Source organism: Brenneria sp. L3-3C-1 (assembly GCF_016456245.1).
Lineage (GTDB): Bacteria > Pseudomonadota > Gammaproteobacteria > Enterobacterales > Enterobacteriaceae > Brenneria.
Genome location: NZ_JAEMHF010000001.1, coordinates 79,429 through 104,039 on the forward strand (window position 1 = coordinate 79,429; position 24,611 = coordinate 104,039).

The 24,611-nt window shown below is 59.0% G+C and carries 17 protein-coding genes; 7 read left to right on the forward strand and 10 right to left on the reverse strand.

The features are described from left to right. Positions 1–67: 67 nt before the first annotated feature. Both proP and dksA read left to right on the forward strand, forming a co-directional pair. The gene (gene proP / locus JG725_RS00345; protein WP_199376074.1) at positions 68–1,570 is read left to right on the forward strand and encodes a glycine betaine/L-proline transporter ProP; all 1,503 of its coding nucleotides are present in this window, start codon (positions 68–70) and stop codon (positions 1,568–1,570) included. Positions 1,571–1,935: 365 nt separating this feature from the next. Then, positions 1,936–2,352 carry an RNA polymerase-binding protein DksA gene (dksA, locus tag JG725_RS00350; RefSeq protein WP_233356311.1) on the forward strand — a complete coding sequence of 139 codons (417 nt, stop codon included), beginning with the start codon at positions 1,936–1,938 and terminating at the stop codon, positions 2,350–2,352. A gap of 47 nt (positions 2,353–2,399) precedes the next feature. Here dksA and JG725_RS00355 read toward each other — a convergent pair whose 3' ends face one another. The 9 genes from JG725_RS00355 to JG725_RS00395 form a co-directional block, all read right to left on the reverse strand. Further along, the gene (locus tag JG725_RS00355; RefSeq protein WP_172288487.1) at positions 2,400–3,860 is read right to left on the reverse strand and encodes an AMP nucleosidase; all 1,461 of its coding nucleotides are present in this window, start codon (positions 3,858–3,860) and stop codon (positions 2,400–2,402) included. 79 nt (positions 3,861–3,939) lie between these two features. Further along, entirely contained in the window at positions 3,940–5,718 is a 1,779-nt protein-coding gene (locus tag JG725_RS00360; RefSeq protein WP_199376076.1) for an ABC transporter permease subunit, read from the reverse strand. 33 nt (positions 5,719–5,751) lie between these two features. Then, positions 5,752–7,266 carry an ABC transporter substrate-binding protein gene (locus JG725_RS00365; RefSeq protein ID WP_199376078.1) on the reverse strand — a complete coding sequence of 505 codons (1,515 nt, stop codon included), beginning with the start codon at positions 7,264–7,266 and terminating at the stop codon, positions 5,752–5,754. A gap of 18 nt (positions 7,267–7,284) precedes the next feature. Continuing rightward, positions 7,285–8,523 carry an MFS transporter gene (locus JG725_RS00370; RefSeq protein WP_199376079.1) on the reverse strand — a complete coding sequence of 413 codons (1,239 nt, stop codon included), beginning with the start codon at positions 8,521–8,523 and terminating at the stop codon, positions 7,285–7,287. Between the two features lie 13 nt (positions 8,524–8,536). Next, positions 8,537–9,346: an ABC transporter ATP-binding protein gene (locus tag JG725_RS00375; protein ID WP_172288479.1), complete on the reverse strand. Its 810-nt coding sequence runs from the start codon at positions 9,344–9,346 to the stop codon at positions 8,537–8,539. Then, on the reverse strand, positions 9,343–10,146 hold the full coding sequence (locus JG725_RS00380; RefSeq protein ID WP_199376081.1) for an ATP-binding cassette domain-containing protein: 804 nt from the start codon (positions 10,144–10,146) through the stop codon (positions 9,343–9,345). The genes JG725_RS00375 and JG725_RS00380 overlap by 4 nt, the downstream gene beginning before the upstream one ends. A 270-nt stretch (positions 10,147–10,416) precedes the next feature. Further along, the gene (locus JG725_RS00385; RefSeq protein WP_172288475.1) at positions 10,417–12,210 is read right to left on the reverse strand and encodes an aryl-sulfate sulfotransferase; all 1,794 of its coding nucleotides are present in this window, start codon (positions 12,208–12,210) and stop codon (positions 10,417–10,419) included. A gap of 13 nt (positions 12,211–12,223) precedes the next feature. Further along, a complete protein-coding gene (locus JG725_RS00390) occupies positions 12,224–13,024 on the reverse strand; it encodes an ABC transporter ATP-binding protein (RefSeq protein WP_199376083.1) in 801 nt (266 codons plus the stop codon). Beyond that, a complete protein-coding gene (locus tag JG725_RS00395; protein WP_199376085.1) occupies positions 13,021–14,598 on the reverse strand; it encodes an ABC transporter permease in 1,578 nt (525 codons plus the stop codon). Before JG725_RS00395 ends, JG725_RS00390 begins: the two co-directional genes overlap by 4 nt. Before the next feature lie 235 nt (positions 14,599–14,833). On the opposite strand from JG725_RS00395, the gene JG725_RS00400 reads away from it, so the two are divergent. Then, entirely contained in the window at positions 14,834–15,943 is a 1,110-nt protein-coding gene (locus tag JG725_RS00400; protein WP_199376087.1) for an ABC transporter substrate-binding protein, read from the forward strand. Here JG725_RS00400 and JG725_RS00405 read toward each other — a convergent pair. Then, on the reverse strand, positions 15,925–16,863 hold the full coding sequence (locus JG725_RS00405) for a LysR family transcriptional regulator (RefSeq protein WP_199376089.1): 939 nt from the start codon (positions 16,861–16,863) through the stop codon (positions 15,925–15,927). The two genes, JG725_RS00400 and JG725_RS00405, sit on opposite strands and share 19 nt — an antisense overlap. A 286-nt stretch (positions 16,864–17,149) precedes the next feature. On the opposite strand from JG725_RS00405, the gene atzF reads away from it, so the two are divergent. The 4 genes from atzF to urtA are packed head-to-tail and all read left to right on the forward strand — an operon-like array spanning position 17,150 to position 24,578. Further along, on the forward strand, positions 17,150–18,952 hold the full coding sequence (gene atzF, locus JG725_RS00410) for an allophanate hydrolase (RefSeq protein ID WP_199376091.1): 1,803 nt from the start codon (positions 17,150–17,152) through the stop codon (positions 18,950–18,952). After that, complete coding sequence (gene uca, locus JG725_RS00415; protein ID WP_199376093.1) at positions 18,945–22,565, forward strand: urea carboxylase; 3,621 nt, start codon at positions 18,945–18,947, stop codon at positions 22,563–22,565. Before atzF ends, uca begins: the two co-directional genes overlap by 8 nt. 2 nt (positions 22,566–22,567) lie before the next feature. Continuing rightward, positions 22,568–23,299: a GntR family transcriptional regulator gene (locus JG725_RS00420; RefSeq protein WP_172288461.1), complete on the forward strand. Its 732-nt coding sequence runs from the start codon at positions 22,568–22,570 to the stop codon at positions 23,297–23,299. Between the two features lie 10 nt (positions 23,300–23,309). Then, the gene (urtA, locus tag JG725_RS00425; protein ID WP_172288459.1) at positions 23,310–24,578 is read left to right on the forward strand and encodes an urea ABC transporter substrate-binding protein; all 1,269 of its coding nucleotides are present in this window, start codon (positions 23,310–23,312) and stop codon (positions 24,576–24,578) included. Positions 24,579–24,611 lie beyond the last annotated feature (33 nt).

Sequence of the window (24,611 nt, forward strand, 5' to 3'; positions counted from 1 at the left end):
CGGTTATTGCAATGGCTTATAGATATCGTTTTATGAGTGGTTGTTTTTTAAACAGAGGAAGTCATAAATGGTATTCAGAAAGAAACGAACTGAGCCAATGAAAATACAGGACATTACTATTATTGATGACGCCAAGCTTAAAAAGGCCATTACGGCGGCGGCGCTTGGCAATGCCATGGAATGGTTTGATTTTGGCGTATATGGTTTTGTTGCTTATGCCCTCGGCAGGGTATTTTTCCCCGGCGCCGATCCCGGCGTGCAAATGATTGCCGCGCTGGCGACATTTTCCGTTCCTTTTCTGGTCAGGCCGCTGGGCGGGATATTTTTTGGCGCGATGGGCGATAAATTCGGTCGCCAGAAAGTGTTGTCGATCACCATTATTATTATGGCGGTCAGTACGTTTTGTATCGGTTTGATCCCGTCCTATGCGTCAATCGGTATCTGGGCGCCGATATTATTATTGTTGGCAAAATTGGCCCAGGGGTTCTCCGTTGGCGGCGAATACACCGGCGCGGCGATATTCGTCGCCGAATATTCACCCGACAGAAAGCGCGGATTTTTAGGCAGTTGGCTGGATTTTGGATCGATTGCCGGTTTTGTTTTAGGGGCTGGCGTGGTGGTGCTGATTTCATCCATTGTCGGCGAAGCGGATTTCCTTGAATGGGGATGGCGCATTCCTTTCTTTATCGCGGCGCCTTTGGGCCTGATTGGGATCTATTTGCGACACGCATTGGAGGAAACGCCTACTTTCCAGCAACATTTTGACAATATTGATAAAGCATCGAAAGATAGCCTGCAATCATCGCCGAAGGTGTCGTTCCGCGAGATTGCAACCACGCAATGGCGGAATTTGCTGCTGTGCGTCGGCGTGGTTATTGTCACCAACGTCACCTACTATATGCTGCTGACGTATATGCCGAGTTACCTTTCACACAGCCTCCATTATTCTGAAGATCATGGCGTCATGATTATTATCGCCGTGATGATCGGTATGTTATTTGTACAGCCAATAATGGGATTAATGAGCGACAGATTTGGGCGTAAGCCTTTTATTATCTGCGGCAGCATTGGGCTGTTTATTTTATCCATTCCAAGTTTTATGTTGATTAACAGCGACGTAATTGGTCTTATTTTTTGCGGGTTGTTGATTCTGGCTGTTCTGCTGAACTCTTTTACCGGCGTAATGGCGTCTATTTTGCCGGCCATGTTCCCGACGCATATCCGTTATAGCGCGTTGGCAATATCATTTAATATCTCCGTTCTGGTTGCCGGTTTTACTCCCACGGCGGCGGCATGGCTGGTTGAAGCGACGAATAATCTCTATATGCCGGCCTATTATTTAATGGTTATCGCCGTTATTGGTCTGGTCACCGGGATATCGATGAAAGAAACGGCCAACCAGCCATTAAAAGGCGCGACGCCGGCGGCTTCAGACCGGGCCGAGGCGAGAGAATTGTTGCAGGAGCAATATGATAATATCGAGCAGAAAATAGAAGATATTGATGAGCAAATTGCGGCGCTACAGAAGAGAAGAAAAGCCTTGATCGTTCAGCACCCGGAAATAAATTAACGCGATGGATCATTGAACTGCCCCTTCACGCCGGACAGGATTCCAAAACTAAGGGGAAGGGGCGGTTTTTTATGCATCGATATTTCCTGTTCTGACGAAAATCCGCCCGCTCATATCTGTTCGCAATTCCTGGTAATCGTCACCCGTTGTCTTTAATCAACTCACTACGCCGCGCGCTGAAAAAGCTCGCTCGCTGTCGAATGCCGGAATGCCGGAACGGAACTATGCTACAGGGGCGGCATTGATTCCCCGCCTGTGACATAACAAGCGGATGGGAAACGAATTTACTGGCAGACTAAATCATGTTTTACCGCCAGTTATCGCTGTTGAGAGAACAGGATTTACCCACCTTTTTGGAGGCAAAGATGCCGAAATCAGCACAAGAAGAATTACAGCTTCTGGCCATGCCGTCGGAAGCGTATATGAACCAGCAGCAGTTGGATTTTTTTAAAAGCCGGCTTGATAAGGAGCGGATCGCGCTCCTCAATCATATTGATGAGCTTAAGGGGAATCTTCAATTCAACGAGCGGCAGGGGGATGACGGAGATAAAGCCACCAGAGAGGAAGAACAGCGAATGCTGTTTCGCCAGATCGACCGCGAAAGCCGGCTGCTGCCGAAAATCGATGCGGCATTGCAGCGTATACGAACCGGCGAATATGGCTATTGTCTTGAAACGGGCGACCCCATTGGGCTGCGCCGTCTGTTGCTAAGACCGACGGCGGAATTAAGCATTGATGCAAAAGAAACGCAGGAAATCAAAGAATTGCTGCACAAAAGGTAGCGGCGATATTCCCGCAAGCCCCCGGCCTTGTTTTAATGAATCGCGCTTTAGCGGAACGGTGGTTCGTTAAAGGTGCGCAGCTTGCGTGAATGCAGGCGGTCGCCTTCCGCGCGCAGCAGGTCGATGGCGCAGATACCGATTTGCAGATGCTCAGAAATGGCGCCTTCATAGAAGCGGTTGGCCTGGCCGGGCAGCTTGATTTCACCATGCAACGGCTTGTCCGAGACGCACAGCAGCGTGCCGTAAGGCACCCGGAAGCGATAACCCTGCGCGGCAATCGTCGCGCTTTCCATATCCACGGCAACCGCGCGGCTGAGATTAAATCGCAGCGCCGAGGCGGAATAACGCAGCTCCCAATTGCGATCGTCGGTGGTGACCACCGTGCCGGTGCGCAGCCGTTGTTTCACTTCCTCGCCGGGCATGCCGCTTACCGTTTTGGTGGCGTCATAAAGCGCGCGCTGGACTTCGGCGATGCTGGGGATCGGAATGTCTGGCGGCAGCACCGAATCCAGAACATGATCGTCGCGCAGGTAGGCATGCGCCAGCACATAATCGCCAATCGCCTGACTTTCACGCAGGCCGCCGCAGTGGCCGATCATCAACCAGGCATGCGGGCGCAGCACCGCGAGGTGATCGCAGATGGTTTTGGCATTGGACGGCCCGACGCCAATATTGACCAGCGTAATGCCTTTGCCGTGGCGCGAAATCAGATGGTAAGCCGGCATCTGGTGATTTTTCCAGGCGAGATCGGAAACGGTCTGGTCGGGATCCGCCGTTTCGGCGCTAATGACGATGCCGCCGGCGCAGGAAAGGGCGTCATACGGGCTGTCCGGATCGGCAATCTGGCTACAGGCCCAGCGCACGAATTCATCGACGTAACGGGTATAGTTGGTAAACAGAACGAAAGGCTGAAAATGTTCCACCGGCGTGCCGGTATAGTGCCGCAATCGCGCCAGCGAGAAGTCCGTCCTCAGGGCGTCAAAATGCGACAGCGGAGAGGTGGTGGTGGCGTGGAATAACCCGTCGGCGGTTTCGTCGCCGATCTGAGAAAGTTCCGTGGTCGGAAAATGCTTGGCGATCCCGGCGCTCATCGAACGATCGAGAAGCAGATCGGAGCCGTCCAGAACGTACGGGAAAGGGATTTCCTGCTGTGACGGCGCCACATCGATGCTGGCGGCATACTCGCCTTCAAGCAGGGACAACTGTTCTGCCAGATAGTGACGGAAAAAATGGGGACGGGTAATGGTGGTGGCGTAGCTGCCGGGGCGGGTAAAACGCCCATAGGCCCGATGTTTGGGGTGGCCGGGCGTTACGCCATCCCATTTGACGCGCAGCTCAGGATAGGCGAACAGACCCTCGGCGCGGGCCTTCACGTCAGGCAGTTTACCGTGGCTGATGAAATCGCCGATGGCGTCGCGCAGCGCTGAAACCGCCTTATCATACAACGCTTCCAGTTTATCAAGCGCCTCGGCGGTGGTGAGGTTTGTGCCGGATCCGTTGTCGCCCATCGTTTTCTCCGTTTATTTTTTGAATGCGTTAGTGATGAACCATGCTGTAACAGGCTGGCGCAAAAGGGAAGCAAAAGCGTTACCGTTTTGCCTGACCGGACAGGTTCGCGGCGCTGACCGCCAGAATCGACAGAATGCCCAGCGCGGCGGCCGGCGCCAATACGCCCCAGAATGCCCGCTCAATATAGGGCATCCCTTCCGCCAGTACGCGGCCCCATTCCGGCGTGGGGGGCGCTGCGCCTAAGCCTAAAAACCCCAGCGACGCCAGCGCCAGGGCGATACCGGGCAAACGCAGCATCGCATGGCGGAATAGCGGCCCGATTAACGCCGGTAACACGTAAAACAGGCTGCGGCGTACCGGGCCGACGCCGATCACCGGCAACATGCGGATATAGGGGCGCGCGCCGATTTCGGCAACCAACGCCGCGGTGTGCGCCGCCAGCGGCGCCCAACTGACGGCGATCACCGCCAGCGCCGCGCCCATTGACGTCGGGCCATTGATTGCCGCCACCAACAGGCCGGCGATAACCGGAGGCAGGGCGTTGGCCACTTCGACCGGGCCGCTAAACAGCCGGGGAAACAGCCCGATAAACAGGCCGATCGCCAGACAGGCCAGCGATACCATTAATGCCAGCAAACAGGTGTTAAGCGTACCATGCGCCACGCGGGCCAGCAGATCGCGCCCCATGGCATCCGCGCCGAAAGGCAGTTCCCAGGACGGGGATTGCAAACGTAAAAAGGCGGAGGTATAGGGATCGCGCGGCAATCCGGCGAGCAACAGCAATGCTAATAGCAATAGGCAAAGCAGCGGCACCCAGCGGGCGTAACGTGATACCGTCAGTTGCGTTTCTTCCGGCACCGGCATCGCGCCGCTGTTCAGGGCGCGCCCAAGGATCAGCAATCGTATGCCGCCTGCCGCCATACCGATTAATGACGCGATAATCAGTAAAATCAACACGCCGGCCTGTAACGCGGGCAGATCCTGCGCCGCCGCCGCGCCCAGCGTCGCTCGGCCAAGTCCCGGAATGGCGAAGACTTTTTCTACCGCGATCGCCCCGCCCGTCAAGGAGACTAAAACCAGCCCGACAAGCGGCATCACGCTGGGCAAGGTGCGTTTGAGCACCGCCAGCGCAAGATGCCGGCGGCTGACGCCAGCAACGCTCCAGGTTATCAGCCAGCTTTCGCTGAAGGTCGCCGACAGCGCATCGGCGATAATCCGACCGAGGTATCCGCCGGCGGGAATACCCAGCGCCAGCGCGGGCAATACCGCGTAATGCAGCCCCTGCCAGCCATAGGGCGGAAACCATTGCAGCCATACCGCCCCGACGATCAGCAGGAACGAGGCCAGCAGGAATTCCGGCAGCGCCGTGAACAGCGCGGCGAAGAGACCGTTTGAGCGGCTGATTTGACCGCGCAGCCCTTGCCGGAAGGTGCGGGCGCACAGCGCCGCCGCCAGCGAAAAGGCCACCAGCGCGGCCGACGCCATCAACGTCAGCGATACTCCCGCGGCCTGTAACATCCCCGGCAATACCGGCCGTCCCGATACCCATGAATGGCCGGCATCGCCGCGCAGCAATCCGCTGAGCCAGTTTGCCAGTAGCCGCAACGGCCCCTGATCCAGCCCCAGCGACTGACGGATGGCATTTAACGTTTCCGCCGTGGCTTCCTGCTCGCCGGAACGGGCGCGCAGCAGGGCCAGCGCCGGATCTTGCCCTGACAGCCACGGCAAAATGCCGATCAGCGCGATAATGCCCGCCAACGTCAGCAGACGTGACGCCAGCGGGATCAATACGCCGTAGCGCGGATGGCGCGTACGGCTGAGATTGGCGCAGGTACGGCAATAGATCTGTTCACTCATGGTGGTTGTTCGCTCACGGCTGCGGCGCGCTCATTAATTCGCGTCGTTATCCGAACGGATTCGGGTCGCTGAGTTGATGAGCGTGCGTTCGCGCGGGTCACGCAACGCGTTTGTTACCGCTGCGCTTTCCCCCTGAATCACGCGTTCATGCAGCATCGGGATGGCGGCGTCGCTGGCGAGGATCAGGTTTTCCGCCCGCATAATCGCCTGACGCCGTTCATCGCCCGCCGGGATCGCGGCGGCCTGTTGCAAGGCCCGATCGATTTCCGGGCGGCAGAGCTGGGAAATATTGAAAGAGCCTTCACAGGCGAAATCACTGTAGAGATAGGCCACCGGGTCGCCGGAGTCCAGCACGGTGGCCCGCGACAATATAAAGGCGTCGAATTTACCGGCCAGCGCATCGCTTTCGATTTGGGCGTATTCGCGTACCACCTGTTTTACCGTGAAGCCGGCGGCGGTAAGTTGTTGCGCCAGATAAACCGCCGCTTCCGGCAGTTCCGCGCGATCGCTGAAGGTCGCCAGCGTGATGCCGGCGCCGTTAGGCGACGCGGCCGGCACCGGGGCGGCTATCGGCTGGCGCAGCGTCGCCGCCCACGGCAGGGCCGGGCCAAGCAACCCTTGCGCGACATCGGCGCGTTTTTCATAAACGTTATCCACCAGTTGCCGACGGTTCACGGCATCGCGAACCGCCGCGCGCAGCGCCGGATCCGCCATCGGCCCCTGCCGGGTATTGAGGTACAGCGTGTTGGTGCGCGGCATCGGCACTTCATGCACCAGCCGTTGATCCAATAACGGCGCCTGCGATACCGGGATCGCTTCAACGATATCGGCGGCGCCGGTACGCAAGGCGGCGGCACGGGCCGCGCCGTCAGGCACGAAGCTGACGTCGATGCCGCCGGCCTGCGCCTTTTCGCCCCAATAGCCGTCGAATCTGTCCAGCGTCGCGCCGCTGGTGCCGTTCACGCTACGCAACACGAAAGGGCCGCTGCCGGTATTTTGCGGGTTGACGATGCCGTTTGCGCCATAGGCATTGGCCGACAGGATCGCCAACTGCGGGCTGGACAACCGTTGAGGAAGCAGCGGATCCGGCTTATCGGTTGAAACCAGCACCGCGCCATCGCCCTCGGCCATCACCTTCATCTGGACGCCGTCGAGGATACGCGGTTTAGGCGCGGCGGTGGACGCCGCCGTCAACGCATTGACCACCGTGGCGGCGGTCAACGCAGTGTTGTCATGGAAACGTACATGCGGGCGCAGTTCGAAACGCCAGGTCTTATCATCGATTTGCCGCCACTGCGTCGCCAGCGCGGGCTGCGCTTCGCCGAGCGCATCGAGCGCCACCAGCGTCTCCGCCGTACTCCAGCGCGATAGCTTAAAGGCATCGTCGCTGAGCGGCGTCAGGCCGGAGCGCGGCGGTTGCAGCATGGCGAGTTTTATACGGCTGCGGTCATTGGCGGCCGGCTTTTCCTCTGGCTCACTGAAGCAGCCGGAGAGCAGCAGGGTGGCGCAGAGCAAAGCGGAAACCGGCCATAAAGGGCGGATACTCATCGGGTGGTCCTTATCGATTCAGCGCGGAAAGGGGTTAAACGGGCGGCAAATCAGCGCCATCGCCAGCGAACTGCACAGCGGAACGGCGGCCAGCATCAGCCATGGAACCGCCGCCCGCGGCGAGGGGGTCAACGCATGGTCAAGCTGACCGCCAAGCAGGAAATTACCCGCCAACACCGCCACCCCGCCCATTGACGCCAAGGCGCCGTAGTGCGCGCCCAGATTATGGTTATTGGCAAAGTGAGGGATCAGATCCATACCGACGGGGACGATCAGCATTTGTCCCAGCGTCAGTAACGTAATCAATAATATCGCCGGCAGTAATCGCAGCCAGCCTTCCGGCGGGACGCCGGGCGCAAACAGCGCCACGCTGACGAAAGACGCGGATAACAGCGCAAACCCCAGCGGCAGCATGCGGGCCGCGCCGTAACGACGGGCAAAACGCGCCAGCGGCAGTTGCAGGCAAATAACCAGAATGGAGGCCAGCACAAACAGCGGGCCGAGATCTTTTTCACTGCCGCCGGCGCGGTGCAGTTCCACCGGCAAAGCCAGATAGAGCTGGTTATAACTGAACAGATAAGCGCTGTAGGCAATGATGAAAGCGACAAAACGCCGCTGGCGGAAAGTTTGCCACCAGGGCGCGATATGCAGGGGCGACTGATTGCGCGGCGTGGCGGGCAGGCTGAAAAACAGCACCAGCAGCGCCAGCAGAAAAACGAACGCCCCGGCCAATGCCACCCGCTGGAAGCCGTAGCCGGCCAGCATTGAACCGATCAGCGGCCCGAGTACGGCGCCAAGCTCGCCGCAGACGGCAAATAACGCGAACCATTCCGAACGGCTGCGTTTGCCGTCTTTTTCGCTGTGCGTACCGGCCTGCGCCATCAGCGCCTCAATGGACGGCGAGAACAGCGCGCCGCCGACGCCGGTCAGACAGGCGCCGAGAATGATCGGCCACAGCGAATCGGCGAGCGCCAGCAGCAGGTATCCGGCAATGCGCACCACACAGCCGCAGAGGATGATAATGCGGGCGCCGAAGCGATCGGCCAGCGCGCCGCCGACCAAAAACATGCCCTGCTGCGAAAAGGTTCTTAATCCGATGACCAGCCCGATCGCCCAGCCGGAAAGCAGCATATCGTCACGCAGGAAAATCGCCAGAAAAGGAACCACGGCATAGAAGCCAATATTGAAAACCAACTGGCTGCCGAGTAATAACGGCGGGTAAGGCCGTCCCGCGCGGCCGGCTATAAGGTCTGACATAAAAGTTATCCGTTCAAATAGGTAAAGAAGGGATGGCCTGCAATAACCGGTGAGTATGCCGGCGCTGTGGCGACGCCAGCACATCGGCGGTGGGACGATCTTCGATAATGCGCCCATCGTCCATGACCAGCATACGTTCGCATAAACCCGCAAGTAGTGAAATGTCGTGTGACACCATCAGCAATCCCATATTATTTTGCGACGTTACCTGTTGCAGCAGCGTTTTGATTTGTTCACGCAGCGGTAGATCCAATCCGCTGGTGGGCTCGTCAGCGAGTAAAAAAGCGGGGCGCGTCACCAGCGCACGGGCCATCGCGACGCGCTGGGCCTGTCCGCCCGACAGCAGACCGGCAGGCCTTGAGCATAAGCTGACGCTCAGACCGACCTGATCCATCGCCATCCGCACGCATGACGAAATATTTTCGCCGCTTCTCAGGCGTTTCAAGGGTTCGGCAATCAGTGCGCCGACAGGCTGGCGCGGATCCAGAGATGCGGCCGGATCCTGCGGAATATACTGTACGCGACGGCGATACCACAGCAGTGAACGTACCGAACCCGGCCGCACCAATTGGCCGTCGCAGTGTATCGTGCCGCTGTCCGGCGTGTCCAACGCCAGCAGGGTTTTCAGCAATGTGGATTTACCGCAGCCGGAGGCGCCGACCAGACCAACGCGTTCATGGCGTTGCAGCGTCAGCGACAGATCGCGAAAGATGGCGCCGGCGGGATCGGCTTTTCGCCACCGGAAACGCGGCGCCTGACGATAACGGCTGACGCGTTCCATGCGCAAAAAAGGGGTTGATATGGCGTGAAGATGGCGGTTCATCCGACCAGGCCTCCGGCGGTCGGCAATGACAAGCCGGCGCGCCGCGCCGCCGCAATCAGGCTACGCGTATACGGGTGCCGAGGGGCATTCAGCAATTGCCGCATGTCGCCGGATTCCACCAGTCGACCCGCTTCCATCACCAGCCCGCGCTGACAAATCTGCGCAGCGACGGCGATATCATGAGTAATGAATAGCAAGGCGGGGGCGTCGGGGCGCGCGCATCGGGCCTGCAATACTTGCAAAACCTGCTGTTGGGTAATGACGTCGAGCGCGGTCGTCGGTTCGTCGGCCACCAGCAGACGCGTCTTGCCCAGCAGCGCCAGAGCGATGCAAATACGCTGGCGTTGCCCGCCGGATAGCTCTGCCGGAAAACGTTGTTGCAGGTGGGGAATATCCCCCAGCCCCATGTCATCCAGCAGCGCGGCGAGTTCGGCCTGTGATGAAGCGCCCAAGGCCAGCGACAGCTGTTTGCCGAGTCTCATCAAGGGATTAAGCGCGCCGGCGGAGTCCTGAAAAATGGCCGATACTCGCGCCGACGCCGGACGGGCCAGCGCCTTCAGATGGGTGACGTCTTCGCCGTTGACCCGGATTCGCCCGTTTATCCGACAGCCAGCCGGCGGCGTGCCGATCGCTGCTCTGGCGGTTAGCGACTTACCGGAGCCGGAGGCGCCGATCAGACAAACTCTTTCGCCCGGGTACAGGCTGAAACTCACATCGCTGACTTTACTGTCTCCGCCAAGAGATAAATCAAGACGATCGATTTGCAGTATCGCGTCGGTTTGTCTGTGCCTGCTTATCATGATGAGCCGTGCTGAATATTTGATATGTGATAACATAACAAAATAAAGGCGGGCGATGCAAAGGAAACGTTTTGCTACAGCTTGAATATTTACGCCACGTTGCGCCGAAAGTCATCGCACAAGGCGCCGCGGCGATTGACGCGGCTTATCGGGGCATATAACGCGTTGCATGAAACTACCTTGCTTTGGCGCACCACCTCACGCTGACGGCACCGCTGCCGTTAGCGGTAAATAGGTGACTAAGCGGCAGCTTCCGACAAGAAGAGGGGATTACCGGACGACGCCGGCGAGCCATTGACGCAGCTTCTGCGGTGACTGCGCGCCGCCGATGCGTCCTTTTTCCTCGCCCTGTTCCAGCCACAAAAGGGTCGGCAGCGTACGTACCGCCAACTGCCGGGCCAGGTCGCTATGACTGTCGGCATCCAGATAGTGGCTGGCAAGAGAGCGGTATTGCTCTTCGTTCAGTACCGCTTCCAACTGGCGGTACAGACTTTTACAGTGGACGCAGCGCTCCGCGCCGACCAGCAATAACTGCGGCGCGGCGTGTTGTTTCAGCGTTTCCCAACCGTCGCCCGCCAGTGGCGTAAAGCGCGAACGATTGACGGTGAACAGTTTGGGGCTGCGTTTCAGATCCTCGCTGTCGGTGGCGACGCACAGCGCGTCGCCGTTTTTTTTATAGGGTCGCACGCCGCTGACATGAATCACGCTGGCGAAACCGGGTTGAGCGGCGCCCGGTTGACGAAAATGGGTGTTGTCGGGCGCCACGACCGGGGTTTCCTGCGGGCGGGCCAACTGCGGCACCCAGTCGTAAGGGACGCGATACGCCCGGTAAAGCATATTGGTGTTAACGGTTTTCCCCCAGTACGGCGAGATATATTCCCACACGATTTCATGTTCCGCCGTCACCTCAAACAGTCGGCCGTTAGCGCCTTCATTGATCAGCGTATTACCGTTGGGCAAGCGCTGAATATTACTGATATAAGGGCTGTAGAAGCGGAACGCGTCGGTAGGGTGCGGAATTCCGGCTTCATAGGGAGAATAGCGCCAGACGATATCAAGCGTGACCGGGTTGATTTCCAGTATGCGCGAGTAGTCGCGCCAGACGTTTTTAACGCCATCGGCGGATGCCGGATTGGGAGCGCCGTAGCCTGCCCAGCCGCCGTTGTCGAATACCAGAATATTGCCCGCGCCGGGTAAGCCGGCGGGGATCATATGAGCATGGTGTTGGCCGATGATCCAGCCCAGATGCTTCAGTTCCGGCGTGCGGTAGTCCGGGCCGAGCTTCCAGACGATCTTGCCGCTCTGTTTATCAATAATGGCGATAATGTTGGATTCACGGGCGTCCCAGATAATGTTGTCGGGATGGAAACGGCTGTCGCCCTGATCGAACCACGGATTGGGGCCGAGAGCCGACATCGAGTTGATATGCATCCAGTCGCCCATGCCGCCGCCGCTTTTGCGCAGATTGGGGTTGTTGTAGATAGCGGTTTTTGCAGCGTCGTCAAAGCCCAGTTCATTAAAATGATCGCTGCATCGCCACTCCCACAGGATATTTCCCTGCCAGTCTACTTCGATAATGGTGTCGTCAAGCAGCAGCTTGTCGCTGATTTGCGCATTGTGCAGATTTTTATGAGCCAGAATCAGGGTATTGCCGCCGATCGACTGCGGTTCTTGCCCCGGTGCGTAATAACCTACCGGGTTGCCGCTGCGCTGATAGTCATGGTGAACGCGCGCCATCCATTCAACCGGCAAATCGGGATCGCTAATCTGTTCATAGCCGTTGAATTTCCAGACGATATTCCCCTCCCAGTCAACCTGGATCAGATCAACCATGTCCTGCATGCCGTAGCGCGGATCGCGTTCACCGCTATGGCCGAGGATATAGCCGCCGGGCAGGATTTTGTTGGGGAAACCATGCAGACCTTCCCACAGGCGTAGCTCGGTTCCGTTCATATCGATCAGCACGGCGCCGCTTTCCAGCGCCTGAAATACGGTATAGCCGCCCCAGGCCTTGTCCGGGTTATAGAGGGTGGTGCCGGTGGGGTAAACGGAAGGGTGTCCCATAACAAAACTCCATTCAAAAAGTGGTGAGAGGGTGTGCCGATGAAGCCGGCTGGGTCAACAGCGACAGCAATTCGCCGCACTGTTGGTGAAACGCCTGACTGTCGCGCTTCCGGGGATGCGGCAGCGTGAGGGTGGCGACGTGTCTGATCCGTCCTGGACGGGGCGCCAGCACCACCACGCGGTCGGCCAGATAGACCGCTTCTTCTACGTCGTGCGTTACCAGCAGCGTGGTGGTGCCTTCCGCCTGATGAATGCGCCGCAGCTCCTGCTGCATCTGCTGACGGGTCAAGGCGTCCAGCGCGCCAAAGGGTTCATCCAGCAATAAAATCCGCGGGTTGGCCACCAGACCGCGGGCGATGGCGACGCGCTGCGCCATACCGCCGGAGAGCTGGGCGGGCAGGGCGTCGGCGAAATCATGCAGGTCAACCAGTCGGATAAAGTGGTCGATCAGGCGTTCACACGCCGAGCGATGCTGTTTTTCGCGCGCCAGACCCAGCGCGATATTCTGGCGAACCGTCAGCCAGGGAAACAGTCGTGGTTCCTGAAACACCATTCCCCGTTCGCGGCTGATGCCATGCGCCGGCTTGCCATCGACCAGAATGCGGCCCTGATAGTCGTTATCCAATCCGACCAGCATACGCAGCAGCGTGGATTTGCCGCAGCCGCTGCTGCCGACAATCGCCACCAGCTCTCCGCTATCGATGGAGAGCGAAAAGTTGTCAATCACCGTCAGCGGTTGTCCCTGCACGTTGAACTGTTTTTTTAGGCGCTCAAACTGCACCACCGGCGGATGGCCGGTCTGGATGGCGGTCATACGGATTCTCCTGCGCGGCGCCAGCGGGTGGCGCGTTTTTCCAGAATGAGGCCGGCGCGGTCGATTGCCGCTCCGGTAAGGCCAATCAACAGCATGCCGCTGAGAATGGTCGGCATGTCCAGCAACTGCTGGGCGTTAATCATCAGGCTACCGATGCCGATATCCGATGACATGAAATACTCCGCGCCGATCGTACCGAGCCAGGCATAAATCAGCGACAGACGCAGGCCGGCGAAGATGGCGGGCGCCGCGCCGGGCAGGATCAGTACCCGCAGCCGCACGACCAGCGACAGTTGCAGTACCTGCGCCACCTCCTGTAGCGCCAGCGAACGCTGACGCACGCCACGGTGGCTGGCTACCAGCATGGGAAAGAAGGACGCCAGCGACACGAACACCACTTTGCCCGTTTCATCGTTGCCTACCCAGGCGGTCAGCAACGGCAGCCAGGCAAACAGCGCAATCTGGCGTAGCGTGGCAAAGGTCGGCGTGAACAGCGCGTCGGCGCGCGGGCTGAGTCCCAGCACCACCCCGAGCAGCAGACCGACGGTGATGCCGCCCGCCGCGCCCGCCAGCGCCCGCATCAGGCTGCGGCGCATGGCATCCGGTAAGACGCCGTCGCTGACGCCCTGAACCAGCGTTTGCCATACGACGGACGGCGGGGGCAGCAGCGACGTATCCACCCAACCAGACAGGCTGGCCTGCTGCCATAACGCCAGCAGCGCTACCGGCAGCAGCACGCCGGACAGCCGGCCTGACGGTATGGCGTTAAGACGACTGACCGGTGGGTGCGGCCAGTAGACCAGCCGCCGTTCGAGTTGGTTAATCAGCCATTCCATCGCCAGCCCGGCGCAACCGATGACCGCGATACAGACAAACACAATATCCAGTTGAAACAGCTGACGGCCCCATACCAACAGGTAGCCAATGCCCTGTGAAGAGGCCAGCAACTCCACCACAATCAAAGAGACCCAGGCCTGCGACAGCGCCAGCCTCAGTCCGGTCAACCAGACCGGCAGCATCGCCGGCAAGGTTAAACGCCGCAGACGTTGCCAGGGAGTCAGCCGCAGGATACGCGCCACTTCCAGCAGCGAAGCAGGGACGTTGCGTACGCCGCTTTGGGTATGCAGCGTGACGGGGACGATCACCGCTTTGACAATCACCGCCAGCTTCAGCGCATCGTCAATACCGAACAGCACCATAAACAGCGGTATCCATCCCAGCGTGGGAATTTGCGCCAGCGCATAAACCGTCGGGTGCAGCAGATTGGCCGCGCGCGGCGAGGCGCCCATTAGCGCGCCCAGCAAGGTGCCGGCGAGCAACCCCGCCAGCAGGCCGGTTATCAGCCGGTACAGGCTAATAAGCAACTGTGAACCCAGATCGCCCTGCCAAAGCTCGGCGGCGGTTTGCATCACCGTGACGGGGGCGGGAAGAATTTGAGGCGGCATCCACCCCTGCCGGCTGCTGACGAACCATAACAGCAATAGCGCGAGCGGGACGATGAACGGATAAAACGCCCTGTGCGGCGCCGGGGGCCACGTCGGCGTAGGCATTTTCAGCAACATAACCTTATTCATTTTTTTCCGGGGAATCGGCTAAAAAAGACGGATAAGGCATAAAAAACAGCTTTTAGCCTCTAACGCCAATGCATTAAACCGATAGCCGCCGTGCAAGAAATGCATATATGGCGGATTGCCGCTTGCCCACTGATTTATGCTTTTTTTCACTGACTAAAGCCGTAAATGTTATTTAAACCGTGGCCGATCGTTTCGCTAGTTTGGTGGTAACGTTCTGTTATTCACGGAGAAGATCATGCAGGAAACATCATTAACACCGCGATATGGTTGGCGAATGACCATCCATCGCCTCGCAGGCGCGCTGATGCTGATCGGCTTTGTGCTGACAGGCGCGTCGGCCGTACAGGCGGCGGAAAATAAACCGACGGAAATTCGTATCGGCCTGCCCGATCAGAGTGCGGGCAGTAAACCGTTTATCCGTGGGCCGCTAGGGTTGGCGCATATTCGTCAGCAGTTGGAGCAGGTGTTTGAACCGCAAGGGATCAAAGTCAAGTGGTCGTTTTTTAAAGGCGCGGGGCCGGCGGTGAACGAAGCGCTGGCGAACCAACAGTTGGACGTGGTCTACCTGGGGGATCTGGCGGCGATCATCGGTCGGGCGGGCGGGTTGCCGACCCGGGTGCTGGTGGGGGCGCGCGGCGCAAATTCCTATCTGGCGGCCACCCCGGAATCAGGTATTCAGCGGATTGAAGATTTACGCGGCAAACGCGTCGCGGTCTATAAAGGAACGGCGGATCAGCTCTCTTTTGAGCGGGCGCTGAAAAGCGCCGGACTGAATGAACGGGATATCCGGGTGATTAATCTGGATTGGACGGCAGGCAAAGCGGCGCTGGCCGCCAGACGGGTTGATGCGGTATGGGGCGGTATGGGGCTTCTGGTATTGCGTGAGCAGGGGATTAACATTGTGGTGAGCAGCGGGGCGCTGGGCCGCGCCAACACCACGCAGGCGGCGGTGCTGGCGACGGACGATTTTATCCAGCGCTACCCGCAGGTGACGCAACAACTGGTGAATGTGCTGGTGGAGAACGCCCGCTGGGTCAGCGACCCCGCGCATTTGGCGGAGTATATCGCGCTGATGTCGGCACAGAGTCAGATCCCGCAGGCGTTGTTTGAGGAAGAGTTGGCGCCGGACGATCTCAATTTCCAAAGCTCGCCGCGTTTGGATGTTTTTTTGCAGAGCAGTTTTGAGGACAGCATTCAACGGGCAAAAAGCGCCGGGCTGATCCGTCGTGATTATCCGGTGGGCGACTGGTTCGATAGCCGTTTTGTCGATCGGGCGCTGGCCGACCAACAGTGGCAAGCGGTTTGGCCTGCGTATGACGCTGTTGGTCAGGCATCGGTGAAATAGTCGTCGGATTGGCGCTGCCTGTCCTGCTCGATAAGAGTGTCGATCATCAGTTGCGCCAGTGGCGGGAGGTTTTTTTGCAGGTTGGAGATAATGCCAAACCGGGTTCGCATCTCTCCCCATTCCGGCGGCGTTTCCGCCAGGGGAATTTCCACCAGTTGATGGCTGCGATGGCCCAGGGCAAAGCCGTCTTCACTGGCAAAACTGATTGCCTGCGTATGACACAGCACGTTGAACAACGAGTAGATATGGTCGCACTGGATTTGTGGGCGAAAGTCGGGCTGGCGTGTCAACGTAGCCAGAATTTTGCGCATGCCGACCGGCAAATAAGGCGAGGCTAGCGGATAACGCAGCAGTTCATCCGGCATAACCCGCGCCTGTTGCGCCAACGGGTGTGAACGATGACAGATAAAAAAGCAGCGCTGCTGGCTTAACGGCTGCACCCGAAACCTGTCTTCGAGTTCGGCATGCCAGGTGTCGGCAACGAAAAACGGCCATTCATCGGCCAGCAAACGTTGACGCAGCGACTGCCAGTTATCCACGCTGTAGGCCACTCTGTCCCGCGGCCGCAGTTGATGGAAATGCGCCACCGCGAGCGGAATAAGCGCGACGGCGGGCGCGGGGCCGCAGCCAAAGGTCAACTCGCCGCCGCCCTCGTCGCTGATTTGTTGCATGTCATTGATCAGTTCCCAGGAGAGTTCCTGTATCCGGCGGGCGAAAGGCAATAATTTTTTCCCCTGCCACGTCAGCGCAAAGCGTTTGCTTTGTCTGTCGATGAGCGGATAGCCCATGGTTTGTTCCAGCGTTTGAATGCTGCGGCTGAACGCCGACTGCGACAAACAGACCGATTCCGCCGCCTGCACAAAACTGCCGTGTTCCGCCAACGCGAGAAAATTGCGCAATTGTCGCAAATCCAGATGCATACCTTTACCTGACCGAATGTTTTCCTTCGATATAAACGCAATGCCGCTCTGGTGCAATGAACAAAAAAATATAACATATAGCGGTCGCGCTATGGCATTGCCCTCTGATCCGCATATTCATCAGTTTTCGTTATCTCCTTGCCCTTTTATAGCGCACGGCTGCCCGCTGGTTGTGCGTGCGCATGGTCGTGCGAAATAAATAAAGTAATAAAAATCAATAAATTAAAAGTTGGTATGCGCTTTGCTAATTTGAATTCAATCTTGTATACCAGTTGGAATTCAAATCATGACATCAGCGATTGGACTCACGCTTTACCAGTGGCAACAATATTACCAGCAGGATGCGCAGGCCATTTACCCTACGCTGGAAACGCATCTGGCAACGTTGTCAACTGATGATAATGCCTGGATTTATCTGGCGACTCCGGCGCAGTTGCGCGCGCAGATCGCTCCGCTGTTGGCGCTTTATCGACAAAATCCGGCCGCGCTTCCCCTTTTTGGCGTGCCTTTCGCGGTCAAAGACAACATAGATGTGGCGGGGTGGCCGACCAGCGCCGCCTGTCCGGCATTCACCTATCTGGCGGAGAAAGACGCCACGGCGGTGGCGAAGCTGAAAGCGGCCGGCGCGGTGCTCATCGGTAAAACCAATCTTGACCAGTATGCGACCGGTCTGGTGGGGACGCGCTCGCCGTTTGGCGCGGTCGGCAACACCTTTAATCCCGAATACGTCAGCGGAGGATCGAGTTCCGGCTCTGCGTCGGTGCTGGCGCGTGGTTTGGTGGGATTTTCGCTGGGTACGGATACGGCGGGTTCCGGGCGCGTACCGGCCGGTTTTAACAACATCGTTGGCCTGAAACCCACTAAAGGCTGGCTATCCGCCAGCGGCGTGGTGCCCGCCTGTCGGTTGAACGACACCATTTCAATCTTTGCCTTAACGGTCGAGGATGCTTTTACCCTCGCCGAGCTTGCCGGCGGCTACGATGCCGCCGACGCGTATTCACGCAGTAATCCCGGTCTGGCGCCGGCCGCGCTGCCTGCATCTCCCCATTTCGCCGTACCCGCCAATCCGACTTTTTTTGGCGACACGCTGGCGCAGCAGGCATGGGAAAAAGCGTTGGCTGCGCTGGAAGACGGCGGCGCGACGCTAGAACCGATTGATTTCAGCGCGTTTCAGCAGCTTGCGGAGCAGCTTTATCATGGCCCGTGGGTGGCTGAACGCACCGCGTCCATCGGCGAAATGCTGCAACATCCGGAGAACATGGATCCGGTGGTGTACGGCATCGTCGCCAACGGCGAGCGCTATAGCGCGGTTGATGCCTTCAAGGCCGAATATCGGCGTGCCGGGTTGACGCGTCAGATCCAGCAGACGCTCAGCCAGTTTGATGCGCTGGTGGTGCCGACCTCGCCGACCATTCGCACCCTCGAAGAGATAAAGCAGGAACCGGTGCGCTACAACTCGCAGTTTGGTACTTACACCAACTTCACCAATTTGGCGGATCTGGCGGCGCTGGCGCTGCCCGGGCCGCTGCGCGAAGACGGTTTGCCCGCCGGAATTACGCTGATTGCACCGGCCTGGCACGACCGCGCGCTGGCCGCTTTTGGCGCGCGCTGGCAAGCTCAGTCGGCATTAACTTTGGGGGCGACCGGGAAGCCTCAGCCGGCGCGCCGCCTGTCGCTTCCTGTTTCACCTCTGCATGTGCGGGTGGCGGTGGTCGGCGCACACCTGACGGGGATGCCGCTCAACCATCAGCTTACCCGCCGCGACGCGGTGTGGGTGGAGGAAACCACCACGGCGGCCTGCTATCGCCTCTATGCCCTGGCTAACACCCAGCCTGCCAAACCCGGGTTGGTCAGAAAGGATGACGGGGCGGCGATTACCGTTGAGCTGTGGGATATCCCGCTGGCGCGTTTTGGCGAGTTTGTCGCGGAAATTCCGGCTCCGCTGGGGATAGGGACGCTGGAGCTGGCCGATGGCCGGCTGGTGAAAGGCTTTATTTGCGAACCGGCCGCGTTGAGCGATGCGCTGGATATTACCGGGTTTGGCGGCTGGCGCAACTGGCTTGCCCGTCAGGAGAATGATCATGTTTAACACCGTACTCATCGCTAACCGCGGCGAGATCGCCTGCCGCGCAATGCGCACGTTGAAACGTTTGGGAATTACCAGCGTGGCGGTTTACTCCGACGCCGATAAAAACGCGCAACATGTCAAAGACGCCGATATCGCCATCGCGATCGGCGGCGATAAGGCCGGCGACAGCTATCTGTGTATCGACAAGATCCTGAATGCCGCCAGACAGTCCGGGGCGCAAGCGGTTTGGCCGGGGTACGGTTTTTTGTCGGAAAGCTTACCTTTTGCCGCGGCCTGTGAAGAAGCCGGTATTGTATTCGTCGGCCCCACCGCGCAACAGCTTGGCGAGTTCGGCCTTAAACATCGGGCGCGTGAACTGGCCGCCAGCGCGGGGGTGCCGATGACGCCGGGCACCGCGCTGCTTGCTTCGCTGGAAGAGGCGCTGGCGTCGGCGGAAGAAATCGGTTACCCGGTAATGCTGAAAAGCACCGCCGGGGGCGGGGGCATCGGCCTGACGCGCTGTGCCGACGCGGCGGCGCTGCGTCAAGCCTGGGAAAGCGTGCGGCGGCTGGGCGAGCAGTTTTTCAGCGATGCCGGCGTATTCCTCGAACGTTGCATCGATCGGGCGCGTCACGTCGAAGTGCAAATCTTTGGCGACGGCAAAGGCAATGTCATCGCGCTGGGCGAGCGTGACTGCTCGCTGCAACGCCGCAACCAAAAAGTGGTGGAGGAGACGCCGGCACCCAATCTGCCGGAAAGCACCCGCGCCGCCCTGCTGGCGTCGGCGGTAAAACTGGGCGAACAGGTCAGCTATCGCAGCGCCGGTACGGTGGAATATATCTACGATGCCGAACGGGACGAGTTCTTCTTTCTGGAAGTGAATACCCGGTTGCAGGTGGAGCATCCGGTCACCGAATGCGTGACCGGGCTGGATTTGGTGGAGTGCATGCTGCGGGTTGCCGCTGACGAACCGCTCGACTGGGCGCGGCTGGCGCAGGCGCCGCAGGGCGCGGCCATCGAAGTGCGTATTTACGCCGAAGATCCCTTGAAAAACTTTCAGCCAAGTCCGGGCGTGCTGACTGAAGTCTGTTTTCCGGCCAACGTGCGGGTTGATAGCTGGATCAGCACCGGCAGCGAGGTGTCGGCGTATTACGATCCGATGGTTGCCAAGCTGATCGTTCATGCGCCCACCCGCGATCAGGCGCTGGCGAAAATGCGGCGGGCGCTGAATGAAACGCGCCTGCACGGCATTGCCACCAATCTTGACTACCTGCGGCAGATTGTCGCCACCGATGCTTTCCGTCAGGGGCATGTCTGGACGCGGATGCTCGACGGCTTTACGCCCGCGGCGCCGGTTATCGAGGTTGTTCAGCCCGGCACCTGGAGCAGCGTACAGGATTACCCCGGTCGGCTGGGATATTGGGATATCGGCGTGCCGCCGTCCGGCCCGATGGATGATTTCGCTTTTCGTCTGGCGAACCGCATCGTCGGCAACGCCGAAGAGGCCGCCGGGCTGGAGTTTACGCTGCAAGGCCCGACGCTGCGTTTTCACTGCGAGGCGCTGATTGCGTTGACCGGGGCGGACTGCCCAGCCGATCTCGATGGCGAGCCGATCGCCTATTGGCGGCCGGTGGCGGTGAAAGCGGGGCAGACGCTGACGCTGGGGCGGGCAATATCGGGTTGCCGCACCTATCTGGCGGTACGCAACGGCATCGATGTTCCGCAATACCTCGGCAGCCGCTCGACGTTCGCCCTCGGGCAGTTCGGCGGTCACGCCGGACGAACGCTGCGCGTGGCGGATATGCTGGCGATATCCCAGCCGAATCTGGCGGCTTGCACCACCGCGGCGCCGGTCAGCCAGCCGCAGGCGATCGCGCCGGCGCTGGTGCCGACCTACGCCGACGAATGGCATATTGGCGTTCTTTACGGGCCGCACGGCGCGCCGGACTTTTTCACCCATGCGTCCATCGACGAGTTTTTTGCCAGCGAGTGGCAGGTTCATTACAACTCCAACCGGTTGGGCGTCCGTCTTGTCGGGCCTAAACCCGCCTGGACCCGCGCCGACGGGGGGGAGGCGGGGCTGCATCCCTCCAACGTGCATGATTGTGAATATGCAATTGGCGCGGTGAACTTTACCGGCGACTCCCCGGTGATCCTCACCCGCGATGGGCCGAGTCTGGGGGGATTCGTCTGTCCGGTCACTATCGCCAAAGCCGAGCTGTGGAAAGTCGGTCAGGTGAAACCGGGCGATCGTATTCGTTTTCATCCTATCAGCTTTGATGAAGCGCTGGCGCTGGAGAAAACGCAGGCTGAGCAGATAAACAGCTTAACCACGGCGCCTGCGCCGACCTTTGACGTGCCGTCGCTGGCCGATACCGGGCAGGGGTCCGCGACCGTGTTGGCCGCCATTAAGGCCACCGCCGGTGCGCCGACCGCGATTTATCGTCAGGCGGGCGATAACTATATCCTTATTGAGTACGGCGATAATGTGCTGGATTTGGCGCTGCGCCTGCGGGTGCATCTGTTGATGGAGGCCATCCGCAACGCCGAGCAGCCCGGCATTGCGGAGCTGTCGCCCGGCGTGCGTTCGTTGCAGATCCGTTATGACAGCCGGATCCTCAGCCAGCAACGGCTGATGTCGCTGTTGCTGGATCTGGAGAAAAAACTCGGTGATGTCAGTCGGATGAAAGTGGCGTCGCGCATCGTGCATATGCCGATGGCTTTTGAAGACAGTGCGACCCTGGGGGCGGTGGCGCGTTATCAGGAAACGGTTCGCGCCAGCGCCCCCTGGTTGCCCAACAACGTTGATTTTATTCAGCGCATTAATGGCCTGCCGACGCGCACAGCGGTGCGGGATATTATTTTTGACGCCAGCTATCTGATCCTCGGTCTTGGCGATGTCTATCTCGGGGCGCCCTGCGCGGTGCCGATCGATCCGCGTCATCGTCTGCTGAGTTCCAAATATAACCCGGCCCGCACTTTCACCGCCGAGGGAACGGTGGGTATCGGCGGCATGTATATGTGCATCTATGGCATGGATTCGCCGGGGGGCTATCAGCTGGTGGGCCGTACCCTGCCTATCTGGAACAAATACCTCAAGAACGCGCAGTTTGCCGCGGATGAGCCCTGGCTGCTGCGCTTCTTCGATCAGGTGCGTTTTTATCCGGTTAGCGAAGCCGAACTGGATGTGCTGCGTGAAGATTTCCGCGAGGGGCGCGCCGCCATCGCCATTGAAGAGACCGAGTTCGATTTCGCCGCCTATACCGATTTCCTGAATGAGCACGCGCGGTCTATTGCTGAATTCCGCCAGCGTCAGACCACGGCGTTCGATGCCGAAGTGGCGCGATGGCAGCAGCAGGAAGACGCGCTAGCGCCGGCCGACGAGACGGTCTATCCGCCCGAGGAGGAGGATGATAACGCGTTTCAGGTACGCGCGGATATGAACGGCAACATCTGGAAAGTACTGGTGAAGCCCGGCGATGAAGTGGAGCAGGGCCAGCCGCTGATCATCGTCGAGGCGATGAAAATGGAACTGACGATCCCTGCGCCGCGAGCGGGCCGCGTGAAGCGGATAGGGTGTCAGCCCGGCCGGCCGGTAAGCCCCGGCGATGCGCTGCTGTGGCTGGAGGAATAAGTATGCCAATCGATATGCGAAAGAAACGCGGTAAAGCCCGCCCGGAAGCGCTGGCCGAGCGTGTCTATCAAACGCTTAAAAACGACATTTTTGACTTTCGGCTGATGCCGGGCGATCGCTTCAGCGAGAGTGAAATCGCCGAACGGATGAATGTCAGCCGTACACCGGTGCGTCAGGCGTTGTTCTGGCTGGAGCGGGAAGGTTACGTGGAGGTCTATTTTCGCAGCGGCTGGCAGGTGAAGGCGTTCGATTTTGAATATTTCGAGGCGCTGTACGATTTCCGCATCGTGCTGGAACGTGAAGCGGTGCAGCGTTTGTGCGGCCTGCCTCCGGGGCGCTGCGCCGAGCTGTTGGCTGACTTGAAGACATTCTGGGTCGATGCGCCGCGTCTGGAAGATGGCAAAACGGTGTCGCGTTATGACGAGCAATTCCATATCACCCTGGTGGCGGTAGCCGGAAATAGTGAAATGGCGCGCGTTCATAGCGAATTGACAGAAAAAATCCGCATTATCCGTCGCCTCGATTTCACCCGAGAGGATCGCGTGGATGCAACGTATAGCGAACATGCCCGTATTTTGCTGGCGGTATTACAACAAAAAACCGAGGAGGCGCAGCGTATCTTGACCGACCATATCTCCGTAAGTAAGGCCGAAGTCAGAAAAATAACCTTGCATATGTTGCAACAGGCAAGGCTTCAACCTGTTTCATCTGAATCATCACTCAATACTTTATAAGGGCTCAGAGATGAAAAGACGTTCATTGTTAAAGGTATTCGCACTCTCCGCGACGGTTGTCGGCATGGGGATGGCATGGGGAGTACAGGCGGCGGATACCATTAAAGTTGGCATTATGCATTCGCTGTCCGGCACGATGGCGATTTCTGAAACGCCGCTGAAGGATGTGGCGTTGATGACCATTGATGAGATCAACGCCAAAGGCGGCGTGTTGGGTAAAAAACTGGAGCCGGTGGTGGTCGATCCCGCCTCCAACTGGCCGCTGTTTGCCGAAAAATCGCGCCAGTTGCTGACGCAGGATAAAGCCGCGGTGGTATTCGGCTGCTGGACGTCGGTATCGCGTAAATCCGTTTTGCCGGTGTTTGAAGAGCTGAATGGCCTGCTGTTTTATCCGGTGCAATATGAAGGTGAAGAGATGTCGCCGAACGTGTTCTACACCGGCGCGGCGCCAAATCAGCAGGCGATCCCCGCGGTGGAATATCTGATGAGCGAAGACGGCGGCGCGGCGAAACGCTACTTCCTGTTGGGCACCGACTATGTGTACCCGCGCACCACCAATAAGATCCTGCGGGCCTTCCTGCACGCCAAAGGGGTTCAGGACAAGGATATCGAGGAAGTGTATACGCCGTTCGGCCACAGCGACTACCAGACCATCGTCTCCGACATTAAGAAATTCTCCACCGGCGGGAAAACGGCGGTGGTGTCCACCATCAACGGCGACTCCAATGTACCGTTCTACAAAGAGCTGGCGAATCAGGGGATCAAAGCCACCGACGTTCCGGTGATCGCTTTCTCGGTAGGGGAAGAGGAACTGCGGGGGATTGACACCAAACCGCTGGTCGGGCATCTGGCGGCGTGGAACTACTTCCAGTCGGTGGATAATCCGACTAACCAAACGTTCGTCGCGGCTTACAAGGCCTATGCCAAAGCGCGCAATTTGCCGAATGCGGACACGGTAGTCACCAACGATCCGATGGAAGCCACCTATGTCGGCATTCATATGTGGGCGCAGGCGGTTGAAAAAGCCGGCACTACCGATGTGGATAAAGTCCGTGCGGCGATGGCCGGGCAAACCTTCGCGGCCCCGGACGGCTTCACGCTGACCATGGATGCGACCAATCACCATCTGCATAAACCGGTGATGATCGGCGAAATTGAAGATAACGGTCAGTTCAATGTGGTATGGCAGACCGATCAACCGGTACGCGCCCAGCCGTGGAGTCCGTACATCCCGGGTAATGATAAGAAATCGGATAGCCCGGTGAAAGCATCCCAGTGATGAGTTCGTTTGGCGCTCTCTTGCCAGGAGAGA